Origin of the sequence: Paucibacter hankyongi, assembly GCF_037482915.1 — a bacterium.
GTDB lineage: Bacteria > Pseudomonadota > Gammaproteobacteria > Burkholderiales > Burkholderiaceae_C > Paucibacter_A > Paucibacter_A hankyongi.
This window is the reverse complement of record NZ_JBBHJX010000002.1, coordinates 543,078-556,419: the sequence shown is the minus strand read 5'-3', so window position 1 is coordinate 556,419 and position 13,342 is coordinate 543,078. Positions and strand designations below refer to the sequence as shown.

8 protein-coding genes are annotated in these 13,342 nt (G+C 62.4%); 5 read left to right on the top strand and 3 right to left on the bottom strand.

All coding sequences use genetic code 11. The annotated features are described in order from the left end of the window. The 3 genes from WG899_RS05985 to WG899_RS05975 form a co-directional block, all read left to right on the top strand. The coding region (locus WG899_RS05985) for a hypothetical protein (protein WP_339594708.1) at nucleotides 1–262 on the top strand (262 nt) is incomplete at its 5' end. Nucleotides 263–351: 89 nt separating this feature from the next. Beyond that, nucleotides 352–4,272, top strand: coding sequence for a VanZ family protein (locus tag WG899_RS05980; RefSeq protein ID WP_339594707.1), 3,921 nt, complete (start codon nucleotides 352–354; stop codon nucleotides 4,270–4,272). 131 nt (nucleotides 4,273–4,403) lie between these two features. After that, on the top strand, nucleotides 4,404–5,951 hold the full coding sequence (locus WG899_RS05975) for an alkaline phosphatase D family protein (RefSeq protein ID WP_339594706.1): 1,548 nt from the start codon (nucleotides 4,404–4,406) through the stop codon (nucleotides 5,949–5,951). On the opposite strand, the gene WG899_RS05970 is transcribed toward WG899_RS05975, so the two are convergent. Beyond that, a complete protein-coding gene (locus tag WG899_RS05970) occupies nucleotides 5,944–7,209 on the bottom strand; it encodes a serine/threonine-protein kinase (protein ID WP_339594705.1) in 1,266 nt (421 codons plus the stop codon). The two genes, WG899_RS05975 and WG899_RS05970, sit on opposite strands and share 8 nt — an antisense overlap. Before the next feature lie 204 nt (nucleotides 7,210–7,413). On the opposite strand from WG899_RS05970, the gene WG899_RS05965 reads away from it, so the two are divergent. Both WG899_RS05965 and WG899_RS05960 read left to right on the top strand, forming a co-directional pair. Next, the gene (locus tag WG899_RS05965; protein ID WP_339594704.1) at nucleotides 7,414–8,367 is read left to right on the top strand and encodes an AEC family transporter; all 954 of its coding nucleotides are present in this window, start codon (nucleotides 7,414–7,416) and stop codon (nucleotides 8,365–8,367) included. A gap of 74 nt (nucleotides 8,368–8,441) precedes the next feature. Then, on the top strand, nucleotides 8,442–10,904 hold the full coding sequence (locus tag WG899_RS05960) for an alpha/beta hydrolase family protein (RefSeq protein ID WP_339594703.1): 2,463 nt from the start codon (nucleotides 8,442–8,444) through the stop codon (nucleotides 10,902–10,904). 46 nt (nucleotides 10,905–10,950) lie between these two features. On the opposite strand, the gene WG899_RS05955 is transcribed toward WG899_RS05960, so the two are convergent. Then, nucleotides 10,951–11,412 (bottom strand): CopD family protein, encoded by a 462-nt coding sequence (locus WG899_RS05955; RefSeq protein ID WP_339594702.1) that lies wholly within the window; start codon nucleotides 11,410–11,412, stop codon nucleotides 10,951–10,953. Between the two features lie 10 nt (nucleotides 11,413–11,422). Next, nucleotides 11,423–13,210, bottom strand: a complete 1,788-nt coding sequence (locus WG899_RS05950; protein WP_339594701.1) for a LuxR C-terminal-related transcriptional regulator — start codon at nucleotides 13,208–13,210, stop codon at nucleotides 11,423–11,425. Nucleotides 13,211–13,342: the final 132 nt, after the last annotated feature.

Genomic DNA, 13,342 nt, shown 5'->3' with positions numbered 1-13,342 from the left:
CATTGAATGGGTAGCTGGATTCAAACACCCTCGCCAACTCTGCACCTTCGGCTACATCAGCACGTCAGAAGCTGAGGCAAACTACCGTCGGCAACTTCCAATCTGGCGGCAAAAGCTGCCTGACCTACGCCCATACAGCCTCCTCGGACCCCGGTGCGAATTACTCCGGCGCTCAGAAAACAAAACCCTGCTTGATGCGGCCATTTTTGTGAACATCGAAATGCCCAAAAGATTTCGATTTGTGACCCGGATTTCCCAATGAATCATTCGCAACACATCCAGCAGCCAGCCTTCCCCTCCAGCGCCCAGCCTGACTGCTCGAACGGATCACTCCAGTTTCCCTGCGGCGCCTTGCTTTGCGTCTGGGTCATCTTTTTGGTTTACGGCAGTCTGCTTCCGCTGGAATTCAGGTCTCTAAGTCTTGGAGATGTCTCAAGTCAGTTTTTGGGGCTCAGTCAGTCGGTAAGAGAGATCAAATCGTGGACCGATTGGATAACCAACATCGCCATTTTTGTGCCTGTTGGTTTTTTAGGTTTAGCAACCTTTAGTCAAGTTTCGAATATCGGTAAAAAACTGGCCGGTGGCTTATGGGTCATGACGAGCGCAACTCTGCTAAGCCTCTGTATTGAATTTGCACAGCTATTCGTACCGCCACGCGACTCCTCAATACTGGATGTCATCGCCAACAGCATGGGTACCGCGTTAGGTTTGATCGCGTGGCTACTGTTAGGGGACATCACACGCCGCCTTTACCAAGTCGTGGCACAGCAGCACTACACGGCACCGAATCTTCCGCACAAACGTGCGCCGCACCGCCTAGTAGGCATTGCATGTTTGCTGCTCATCGCTGTCTGGGCCGGGTTTTTTACGAGGAATTGGGTATCTTTTTCCGAGGCGGGCGCTCGTTGGCAGGCGCTACGTTTTGCGCCCTTTTTGCAACATCAGGCAGCCGACATCAATCTGGCTCTACTCAGCACAATTTTCGCGTTAGCGGCCTACATGCCAATTGGAATATGGCGCTATTGGGTCGATCGGCACACCGGACAGCTACGATCCATAGGCCGTCATTTACGTCGCGCCACTTTGCTAGCAAGCGCACTGGCACTCGTGGTCGAAGTGACAAAGCTGTTTTTGACAGCCCGCAGCCCGGATAGCGGCAACATTGTCATCGCGAGCTTAGCCGCTTGCCTGGGGTATTTCTTTGCGCCACTGATGATTCAGTCAGGTCGTAGCCAGCCTTTGGCTGCTGACAGCATCTCCTCGGTGGCCGCATCGTCGCCCCGCTCCCCGACCAAGAACCATGCGCTAGGCTGGGTGCTGGGGCGTAGCGCATCTCTTTTGAGCACGGTGGGCGCCATTGCCATCGTGATCACCTATCCCATTGGGCAGTTCATGCTGGGCGCGGCGCTATTGGCCTATGCCGGGTTGCTATTGCGTGTACCCAGGGCTTGGCTGGTGGTTTTGCCTGCTCTATTGCCAATACTCGATCTGGCACCTTGGACCGGTCGATTTTTCATCGACGAGTTTGATGCGTTCGTGCTGGTGACCTTGGCAGTGGGCCTGTGGCAAGCAGCCGGGCAGCCTTTAGTCAAGGTGAGCGGGCGCATTTTCAGATGGTCAGCCGGCATTTTTGTCGCTTCATATTTACTGAGTTCGGTCATAGGTTTGTTCCCCTTACAGACCTTCGATGGCAACGCTTTTGCGAGCCTCTACAGCCACTTTTCCTCCTTGCGCATGGGCAAGGGAATGGTGTTCGCGATCGGTCTGGCAATGCTATTCAGCAGCTTAGTGGCTAAGGGCCAGGATGCAGCGCGTACCCTTTGCACTGGCATGATTTTGGGACTGGCAGCGGCCTGTGCCACAGTCATTTGGGAGCGCCTGGCTTACGTAGGTTTGTCCGATTTCAACGGTGACTTTCGGGTCGTTGGCCTCTTTTCGACCATGCATACAGGAGGGGCACACCTCGACGCCTTCTTACTGCTGTCGCTGCCGTTTGCTGCAGTTTGGGGTTTACGTACCAAGCACACCGCGATGCGTGCAGCGGCAGGGCTTTTATTCGCTGCCGGGGTGTATGCCGTAATGATGACATTTGCACGCGCTGCGGTCGCAGCCTTGCTGCTATCGATGCTTACGGTCTCTACCTGGATGTTGCTATCAACGGTAGGCGCGAACAAAAGAGGCCAAACGATATCAGGCCTAAAGTTAGCGGCCGGTTTAGCGCTGGCGATGCTGGTGATTGCCCCGGTGCTGTGGGGCTCATTTATGCAATCTCGGCTAGCCAACACCGATGCAGATATGGGCACGCGCACTAGCCATTGGTCCGAGGCACTAGGCATGATGACGGACAACTGGGGTTCGCAACTGTTTGGCATGGGGTTGGGGCGTTATCCAGAGAGCTACATGCTACTCAGCAGCAACTCCGACAAGCCTGCCTTGAACCGCTACGAACTCGAGGGTAGCAACGGTTACTTGAGCATCCGCCACGGGGCCACACTATATGTGGACCAGATCGTCTTCCCCAAGCCTTCGCAAGACTATGTGGTCCGTCTAACGGCACGCACCCATGGCAAAGCATCAACGCTAAATGTACTGCTTTGCGACCGGACTTTCCTCCAAGGCTTTGCCTGTCAATCCAGCACCTTCCACGCTTCAGGAAGCACAACGCAGTGGCAGCACTTTGAGGCCCATTTGAATTCAGGTGCGGTCGGCCAACACCCACTGCGCATTAGCAAAATCTCGTTGGAGAACTCCAGCCCAGCGACATCAATTGACGTGGACGATTTGAGCATCGTGGATGACGCCGGTATTGATCTCATCCGCAATGGCGGTTTCCAAAACGGTGGAGACCACTGGTTTCCATCCTCACCGTATAACCACCTGCCCTGGCACATCAAGAATCTTTGGTTGGCGGTCTTCTTTGAGCAGGGCTGGCTCGGCCTGCTTAGTATTTTCTCGCTAACGGTGGCAGCTTGTATCCACTTGAGCCAACGCGCTTGGCCTGGTGATGCCTTTGCTGCCAGCTTGTTAGCTGCCGTGTTGGGCTTCTTTGTTGTAGGTGGCTTTGACAGCGTGTTTGACGCACCCCGATTGACAATGCTGTTCGGCCTGCTGATAGCTGCTGCGGGTTTCAGCCCCTTGCGAAAAGATATCGCTTTGGCCGCAGCCAGAGACGTGGATCGCGCGACTCAAGTCCCTCCGTCGCTGACGCTAAAGCCCACATTTGCCGCGCCCTCAGACTCCAAGCTATTGAACCTCCCTAGTTCTAATGCGGCGATGTCTCCAGCGCTTACGCCATCACCAGCCACACTGCCCAGCGGGCTCCCTTGGCGCCGTAGTGCACTCACTTTGCTCATAGGCATCATGCTATTGGCCATGGGCATAGCGGTGGTGGTGCGCCTGCCGTTTGTGCCCTACAACATTCGCGAGCTGCCCAATGAATACCATCCGGTACTCGCTCCAATTGCCTTGTCCGCCTTTTTATTTTGGGCATTTGGCCTCCCGGCTCTCGGCGCGCGCTGGATGAGTACTGCACGCGGCAAGGGTGCGTTCTATCCCGCGCTGCTGGCATTGCATGCACTCTTAGGCTGGGCCTTGCTTCAATTTGCGGTTTTGCCAGAATCGATTCATGACGTGATTGGCTCTCCTATTTTGGGTTGGCCAGGGCAAGCCGAATACGTCTACCGTTTCATCCCGTTGCTAAGCCTATTTACGCTCATGTTCACAGGCGGTGCCATATTGGCAGCGACTCTCAGCGGAGCTCGCATCGGCTTAGCTGGACTTTGGTGGATCCTTTCGGCGCTGTTCTTGCTACCTTTGCAGTATCACGTCATCGTCCTTCAAGCCGCCACAGACAACCTCGTAGAGCTAATCGCCGGGAGAGGAAGCGCAGAAGCCTGCGCGCCATTGCTTGGCTACCTGCTCCTGATCGCCTGCATCGGTTCCTTGCTTGCTTCCCGTCGGCGTATCGCCTGGGCTTTAGTCGGCACGCTGATCTCCTTGCCCGTTGGCTACCTTTTGCTAGTCAATGGCACCGAGCCATTGCTGGTACAGCACAACAGAGCGTTTTCAGCACTGCAATTTTTACTCAGTGCCGATCGCGAACACTACGTGACGGGGCCCGCGCTTTGGGGCAGATTTGCCGTCGCTCACCTCTCAATCATTGCTCTCATCGCCATGACTCAAACCGCGATTTGGTCGAGCTTTCCTCGCCCCAAACAACGGCGTGCCCACGGCCGTAGCCGGCCCATCGAACGGAGTACAGGGAATAGCTAGCAAGCAAACATTAGGCGCCAAACCGTCCACAGCAGCGGCCCCTGCAACCGAGCCGCTAAGGCCTACGCCCCCCTTTGCAGGCGTGGCCTTCACGTCCATCTCGACTCCTTATTTCCAAGCTCAAATTGCCGATGTCAAACCAAGTCCCCACCCGCCGCCGTCTCCTCCAAGCCGCCCTCGCCGCCAGCAGCGCCCCCCTCTTTGTCCGTCATGCCTTCGCTGCAGAAGGCATTGATCGATTTGCGCTCGGCCTAGCCTCCGGCTGCCCGCGTGCCGACAGTCTGGTGCTGTGGACCCGCTTGACCGGCAAAGATCTTCCCGCTCACACCGAGGTGCAGTGGGAATTGGCCGAGGATGAGGCCTTCGGTCGTGTCGTTGCCCGGGGCAGCGAACTCGCCATCGAGGCCGATGCCCATAGCGTGCATGCCGAACCGAGCGGGCTGAAGCCGGATCGTTGGTATTGGTACCGCTTCACTGCCTTGGGCGCGCGCAGCATGGTTGGCCGTACCCGCACGGCGCCGGCCGCCGATGCGCAGGTTCAGCAATTGCGCTTCGCCATCGCCTCCTGCCAGCGCTGGGACCATGGCCGTTATGCCGCCTGGGCCGATATGGCCCGGCAGGACCTGGACCTGGTGCTGTTCCTGGGTGACTACATCTACGAGAACGCCGCGATCTCGAATGCATCGGCCAGCGGCCCCTCGCCGCGCGTGCACCAGGGGGGCCTGTGCCGCTCGCTGGCCGATTATCGACAGCGTTATGCCCAGTACAAGAGTGACCCGGCCCTGCAGGCCATGCATGCGCGAGCACCCTGGATCGTCATCTGGGACGACCATGAGGTCGACAACGACTGGGCCGGCGACCATTCGCAGGGCCTGGAGGCAGACTTTCCGCAGCGCCGTATCGCTTCGGCCAAAGCCTATTGGGAACACATGCCTTTCACCAAGGCGATGCGGCCACGCGGCAGCGATATCCGACTCTTCAATCGCTACGACTGGGGCCGCCTAGCCCGCATCATCACCGTTGACGACCGCCAATGGCGTGACCCGCAGGTCTGCCCCAAGCCGGGGCGCGGGGGATCGAACACGCTGTCGGTGAAGGAATGTCCGGACTTCCTCGATCCACGCCGTAGCCTGCTCGGCGCCGCCCAGGAACAGCGCTTGGCGCAGAGCTGGGACAGCAGCCGGCCCTGGAATCTGCTGGCCCAGCAAACGCTGATGGCGCGCATGAACTGGCAAGCCGACCCGGCGGAAAGTCCGGTGTACTGGACCGATGGCTGGGATGGCTACCCGGCGGCCCGGCAGCGGCTCTTGCGTGATCTGCAAGCAGCCAAGCCACAAAACGCGGTGGTGCTGGGCGGCGATGTGCATGCCAACTATGTGGCCGACCTGAAGCTGGACTTTGCCGACCCCGCCAGCCCGGTGCTGGCGACCGAATTCTGCGGCACCTCGATCAGCAGCCAGGGCTTGGACCAGGCCCGCGTCACGCGTGCACTGGGACACAACCCGCATATCCGCTATGGCCGCAGCGACCAGCATGGCTATATGAGTTTTTCACTGCGCAACGATCGACTCGAGGCCGAGTTGCGCAGCGTGCGCGAGTTATGGGATGCCGCCAGTCCGGTCGATGTGTCGGCGCGCTTCGCCGTCGAAGCCGGGCGGCCCGGCGCGCAGGCTATCTAGTCTCGGGCTCGCTGGCCGCCTTGGCGCCATCGTCCTCGCGGGACGAGATGTCGGCGGTGGGCGACGCCTTCGGTTTGGCCATAGGCTGCGGCCTGGGCAGCCCTGTCGCGGCGGCCAGTTTCACCGAACCGGGGGCCTCGACGTTTGAACGGCCGGCCGATGGCGCGGAGCCGGTTGCACGATCCGTGACGGGCGCGGCTGCGTGATCAGGCGCATGCTCGGCCGAATGCTGCTGCCAGGCCTGCAGGCCAAACCAAGACAGGCCGGCAATACCAGCCAGCACCAGGGCCGTCTGCGCCATGCGTTTGACCGGATGTGCCTTGGGGGGCCATGTGGCCAAGTCGGACTCACGCTCCATCGACACCGGTGTGCTCGGCATAGGCGTCAGGGCCAAGGCCGAATGATTTTCTCCGGCCAACCAGGCGCGCAGGTCTTCGGCCAAGGCCTCCACCCCGGCATGACGGCGGCTGGCGCGCGGCGCCACCGCCTTGGCGCACAAGGCATCCAGGCTGAAGCGCTCTACCGCCGACAAACCCGGCCACGACGAAGCCGGCGAGGCGGCCTCGGGGTCCGCACCGAACTGACTCGGCAAGCGGCCGTCGACCAGCAAACACATCAGCGCGCCCACACCATAGACCTCGCTGACCAAGCTGGGCGGATCACCGGCCAAGGTTTCAGGACTGGCAAGTCCGGGCGCCGAGCCCAGGCTTTGGCCTCGCTCAAACGGGTCGGCCGGATCGGGCATGGGCAACAAACCCATGCCCATCAAGCTGAGTTTACGGTCCGGGCTCACCCACAACATGGCCGGGTCAAGTTCGGCCAGCAACCAGCCCTGCTGGTGCGCGTAGCGCAGCGCATCGCAAAGCGACACGATCAATTGCAGACGTTCCCGCAACGGCAGCGAGGTACAGGCCCGCACGATGGGCTGCCCCTCGGCGGCCGCAAAAATCATATAGGGCTGACCATCATTGGTGACACCGCTATCGGTCGGCACCTTGATGACCGGATGATTCAAATGCCCCAATTCGCCAGCCAAGTCACCAAAGCGCAGCATGATGCCGGCCGCCCGTTCACTGCGCGGCAACACCAAGACATTGCAATGCTGATCGGCAGCCAAGGCATGCCTGGCGCTGTACCACTGGCCATGCTGAGTCGCTTCACGGCCATGGAGCGCGGCACACAGGCGCCAAACGCCCAGAGCGGCGCCTTCGCGCAGCAAAGCTTGGGACGCGGGAGGGGGGAGGGCGAGTTCGGGCATGCGCATAGGGTTTATGCCGAGATGGTAGAGGACAGTCCCGCCAATCGGCAGCGCAGCAGGCCCCGCAATCCGGGGGTGATGCGCAATCGCTCACGCTCGCCGTGAATTTGTGGGCCCAACGCCGAGCTTCGCCTCGCCGGCCCGAGCGGGGGACAGCGGCCATTCAGCCGGCAGCAAGCCACGCTTGCGATACTGCGGGCCGCCATGCAAGCCATCTTCGCCGTCACCCTGCCCTTTTTCGCCCTGGTGCTGTGCGGCTACCTGGCGGCGCAGCGCGGCGTGCTGGCCGAGGCGGCGATTCCCGGGCTGAATGGCTTCGTGCTGTTCTTCGCCCTGCCCTGCATGTTGTTCCGCTTTGGCCTCAACACGCCCTTGGCAACGCTGCTGAACCCGCTGGTGCTGGGCGTCTATCTGGTCAGCGCCATGGTCATGGTGGCACTCACCATTGCCTTGACTCGGTCCCGGCGCGTCGGCCTGAAGGACGCCGCCTTCGGCGCCTTGGTTGCCGCTTTTCCCAACACCGGCTTCATGGGAGTGCCGCTGCTGGTGGCCTTGTTGGGCGAGGCCGCAGCCGGGCCGGTGATCTGCACCATCTTGGTCGATCTGTTCTTCACCAGTTCGCTGTGCATTGCCTTGGCGCGGGCGCATGACGCCGGGCCCGGCAATGCCCGCCAAGCGCTGCTGCAAGCCTTGCGCGGCGCACTGTCCAACCCACTGCCATGGGCCATCGCCGCAGGTCTGAGCGTTGCGGCGCTGGGCTGGACCCTGCCCGGGCCGCTGGCCACTGTCATCAAAATGCTCGGCGATGCAGCCACGCCGGTAGCCTTGTTCACCATTGGCGCGGTGCTGTGGCGTGCAGGACAGCAGGCGCACAGCCGCACACCCCTGGCCTTGTACCTGCCGGTCGCCCTGCTCAAGCTGATCGTTCACCCGGCCCTGGTGTTTGGCCTGGGTCGATCGGCCCAGGCGCTGGGCGCCCCCTTGGGCAGCTTTGAGTTGACCGTGCTGACCCTGGCTGCGGCCCTGCCCAGCGCCAGCAATGTCTCGCTGCTGGCGGAGCGCTATGGCGCCGACAATGGCCGGGTGGCACGCATCATCCTGGCCTCGACCTTGTTGGCGTTCCTGAGCTTTTCGCTGCTGGCCTGGCGGCTGGGCTAACGCTGCGGCGCCCCTCCGCTCTGCCTGCACCTGATCTGATACGCTTTCCCGCCACCCCTAGCCCCGCCCCCACCTTGCTGAACCGACTCTGTATCCGCCGCGCCCGAACCCTGTTGTGGCTCGGTGTGACGCTTTGCGGCCTCGGTCTGCAGGCTGCGCCGCAGCTCACTGGTTACCAGCAGCCAAGCAAAGCCGTGCGCGAGTTGCTGGATGCACCGGCCCTGCCCAAACACCTCGTTTCACCGGACAAACAAACCCTGGCCCTGCTGGAATTGCGCCGCTTCACCAGCTTGGCCGAATTGGCCCGGCCGACACGTAAGCTGGCCGGCCTGCGCTTTGATGAGGCCACCGGCCAACCGAGCCAGACGCCGGCCATCCAGGCGCTGCGCCTGCGCAAGCTGCTGGACCCACAGGCACCGGAGCGGGTGCTGGATCTGAATGGGCCCAATCAAGCGGACAAGGGCTGGTTTCACAGCTTCAGTTGGGCCCCCGACGGGCAGCACTTTCTGCTGGAGCGCCGCGGCGACAAGAACAACGAACTCTGGGTTGGCGACAGCGCCAGCGGGCAACTCCGTCGTGTGCCGGGCTTGCGCCTGAACAATGCGCTCAGCCAAGGTGAGTTGGCCTGGTTAAATCCGCAGCAACTGGTGTTGCTGGCCATGCCCGACAAGCGCGGCAAGGGCCCGCAAGAACCCAAGGTACCCGCCGCGCCGGTGGTACGCGAAAGCAGTGGCCGAGCGTCGCCCGAGCGCACCTACGCCGACTTGCTCAGCTCCCCGCATGACGAAGACCTGCTGGAGCACCATGGCCTGTCACAGCTGACGCGGGTGAGCCTGCCAACACTGCAGACCCAAAAGCTCGGCGCGCCGGCGCTGTTCTTCAGCGTCGCCAGCATCGGCGATGACGACACCTTGCTGACCGAGCGCATCACCCGCCCCTTCAGCTACAGCCTGACCTGGGATGACTTCCCTGAGGTTGTCGAGGTGAGGCGCGGCGATGGCAGCGTCTTACGCGAAATCGCCCGCCTGCCGCTCAAACGCGGCGTGGCCATCAACGGTGTGCTGCCCGGCCCGCGCCTGTTCTTCGCCTCGCCCAACCGGGACGCTGCGGTGTTCTGGGTCGAGGCCCTGGACGGCGGCAACCCCAACCAACGCGCGCCGCACCGTGACCGCTTGATGCGGCTGGACCCGCCTTACACCGGCGAGGCTCAGGAGCTGCTGCGCATTCCCTTCCGTTTCAGCGGCATGCGCTTTCTGGACGATGGGCAGCACGCCCTGCTGAGCGAAGAAGACCCTCTGCGCGCCCTGACCCGCAGCTATTTACTGACGCTGCGCGGCGGCAGCGTCAGCACCTTGTTTGAACATGCGCTGCGCGAACGCTATCGCCACCCCGGCACGCCGCTGATGCGCACCGATGCGCGCCGCGGCCGAGCGCTGGCACAAACCCAGGGCGGCGCCCTGCTGATGGTGGGCCAGGGCGCCAGCCCCAAGGGGGACCGCCCTTTCTTGGACCGGGTCTCGCTGCGCGACGGCAGCACGCAACGGCTATTCCAATCCAGCGACAAAGCCTATGAACAGGCACTGGACCTGTTGAACGGAAATCAGGTGCTGACGCTGCACGAAAGTATCAACAGCGCGCCCAGCCTGCACCTTCACCCGCTGCAGAGTGGGTCAAATGGCCAAGCCCAGACCGGCAGCCACCTGACCCGCGCGCCCGAGACCCACCCCTTGCTGCGCAAGATCCGGCGCGAGTTGATCAACTTCAAACGCGCGGACGGTGTCGAGATGTCGTTCTGGATGTACCTGCCGCCCGACTACAAAGAGGGCGAGGCCCGCCCGACCCTGGTCTGGGCCTACCCGCTGGAATTCAACGATGCGGCACTGGCCGGCCAGGTCAGTGGCTCACCGAATCGTTTCCCCAATTTCAGCGGCATCAGCCCAGTGATGTTGGCACTGGAGGGCTTTGTGGTGCTCAACGATGCCACCATGCCCATCATTGGCGATGCCAAGACCGTCAACGACGAGTTTGTCGAACAGATCACCTTGAGCGCCCGGGCCATCATTGACAAGGCCGAGGAACTCGGCGTCAGCGACCCCAAGCGCATGGCCATTGGCGGCCACAGCTACGGCGCATTCATGGCGGTCAATCTGCTGGCACACACCGATCTGTTCAAGGTCGGCATTGCTCGCAGCGGCGCTTACAACCGCACCCTCACTCCCTTCGGTTTTCAGAGCGAACGCCGCTCACTCTGGGACGCACGCGAGACCTACTTGAAGCTATCGCCGCTGTTGTACGCCCAGCAGATCAAGGAACCACTGCTCTTGATCCACGGCGAAGCCGACAACCGTTCAGGCACACCAGCCATGCAGAGCGAGCGACTCTTCCAGGCCCTGGCCGGCACCGGCGGTACGGTGCGTTATGTGTCATTGCCTTTGGAAGCGCATGGCTATAGCGCACGCGAGTCCGTCGGCCAGGTGCAGTGGGAAATGCGCCAGTGGCTGCGCCAGCACCTCGGCGACCCGAAAGCGGCGCGTTGAACTTAGAGCCATGGGCACTGAGCACTGATCGCTGAGCAGCCCTGCTTCAGAAAACGCGACCCAAGGCACCCAGTGCAAACACCAAAGCGGCTAGGCTGAGATTCACACCCACCAACAAGCGGATGCGGTTCAAAGCCTCGGCAGCCTTCGGCCAAGCCTCAAGCTGCGTGGCCCCGCGCAGGCGTGGGTACCAGGCCCAACGAATCCTGGCAAACACCGCCATCATCAACAGGCCTAACCCGGCCATACCCTGCAAGGGCCAAGAGGCCTGCGCGGCGGCGCTTGGCCACATGGCCAGGCCCGACAGCAGCAACACGACAACGGCCACCAGCACCAACGTTAGAAACCGCCCCAGCGCGCGGGTCAGCAAGGCCAGCCGCAGCGGCGGGGCCTCCAAGGTTTGCAGCACCGCGGGTCGCACTGCGAACAAAAATGTCGCCATGCCGCCCAGCCAAAACGCGGCCGCAAGCAGGTGCAGGTACAAGAGCGCCACATGCGTCAGCGTCATCGCAACCCCCTCATAGCAGCTTGCCCAGCATGCCCAAGGTGCGGGCTCGCGTTACCGCATGCCGACGCGAGCCGGCTTCAAGCTTGCCGTACAGACCTTTCAAATGCCATTTCACCGTCTCGGCGCTGACGCCCAGCGACTGCGCGATCTCTTTATTCGAGTAGTTGCGAGCCAGCAGTTGCAGCACCTCCTGCTCCTTCGGGGTCAAGAGACTGGCTTCCGGTTCTTGTCGGGTCCAGTGCGGGGAGGGCTGTAGCTGCGCCAGCTCCAGCGGCTTACTGGCAACCAGCGGGTCAGCCTTTTGGTAGCCCAGCAGATGCAATAGCGGCCGCGAATCTTTCAAGGCCATGCCGCTCTCTTGCCGCTGCGCCAGGCGCGCACGCCTCGCATAGGCATAGGCTTTGGCCATGTGATCGGCATCTTGATCAGCTTCGGCCCAGGCCTCGGCCAGATAGTCCAGCAAGGCCGGCGGCGGCCGCCAGCCATCAATCCCCATGCCGCGATCCAGTGCGGTCTGGGCATAGTGGATGGTGGCCGTGGGCGCGGTCATCTCCGGCGGCGTAGGTAGTTGCTGACGGCTACGCCGGTGCACCTCGGCCATGGCTTCGCTGATATCGACCTTGACGGTGTCGTAACCATAATGCTCGGTCAGCGCTTTGGATTCATCCAGCGCCGCCAAAGCGGCCTCGATCTGACCCAGTTGCGCCAGGGACTTGGCCTGACGCGCCAGGCTCAGCGCCAGATTGCACATATGTTTGCCGCTGCGGTAGAGCTGGATGGCCTCCCACATCACATCGACCGACTCCTGGGTGCGCTCCACCGCGCGCAGCGAAAAAGCAAGTTCGGCGCAGGCAAAGGCGGTGATCAGGCCGGGCGGTACGGCGCGCAACTGCGCCAAGGCTTCAGTCAGCGCCTGCAAACTTTCTTGCCCGCGCCCCAGCAGGCGCAAGACCCGGCCGACCTGCGTCTGCGTCATGCCCATCAAGGCCGGCCATTGAGTCTGCCGGGCTCGCTGCGCGGCGGCTTCGAAACACTGCGCCGCCTGCTCCATATCGCCCAGTTCCAGCAAGGCATTGCTGGCATTCATCATGGCGATGCAATGAAAGCGCAAGAAACCCATCTCCAAGGCCAGGGCGCCGGAGGCTTGAAACAGCGCGGCCGCCTCGGCCGGCTCGCGCAAACACAAAGGGAAGGCGCGCGAAGCCAGGTCATAGACCTGCACCGCCTTGTCCTCTTGCTCGGGCGCATCAACATCGTTCAGCGGCCCAGCGGCCAGAGCCGACTCGGCCTCGGCGCCTGGGTTGGCCAAGTAGAGGCCCAACTCGGAGCGCAGCAGCGCACGCGTTACGCCCCGGCGTTGCGGATCGGGCAAGGCATCAAACAAGCGCAGCGCTTGCTCCAGCAGCGAGATTTCCTCGGCGCGCTGCCCCCTCAGCTTGCGCAGCAAGACCTCGGCCAGGCAGGCGTCGCCCTCGGCATACACATCAATACTGGGGTTCAGGTGCGCACGCGCCCGGTCCAACCAGGCCTGCGCATCGTCAAAGCGGCAGAACAGGGAGGCGGTTTCACAAGCGGTCAGCGCAGCGCGCGCGCTCAGGGCATTGAGCTGATCCAGCGGCAGGCGGTGCCGGGGCAGCCAGCGCCAGAACTCGGCCAGCAGCTGCTCGGCGCGCAGGCTGTCGCGTTGGCGCAGATGCCAGGCCAGCGCCAACAAGGTATGCAAACGCGCGCTGCCGGAGGCTGACTCCAAGCTCAGCGCCAAGGTCTCGACCCTGCCATCACTCACCGCGTATCTCATGGGCCAAGTCTAGGGCCGGGCTAAGACCGCTCACCCCGGCGCTATCCCCTAGCCCATCCCCTCCATCCGGGGGGGGGCTGCGGGCACCAAGAACGGGCGGGCCTATCGCAGCCGCGCACCCCTTCGGCGCAG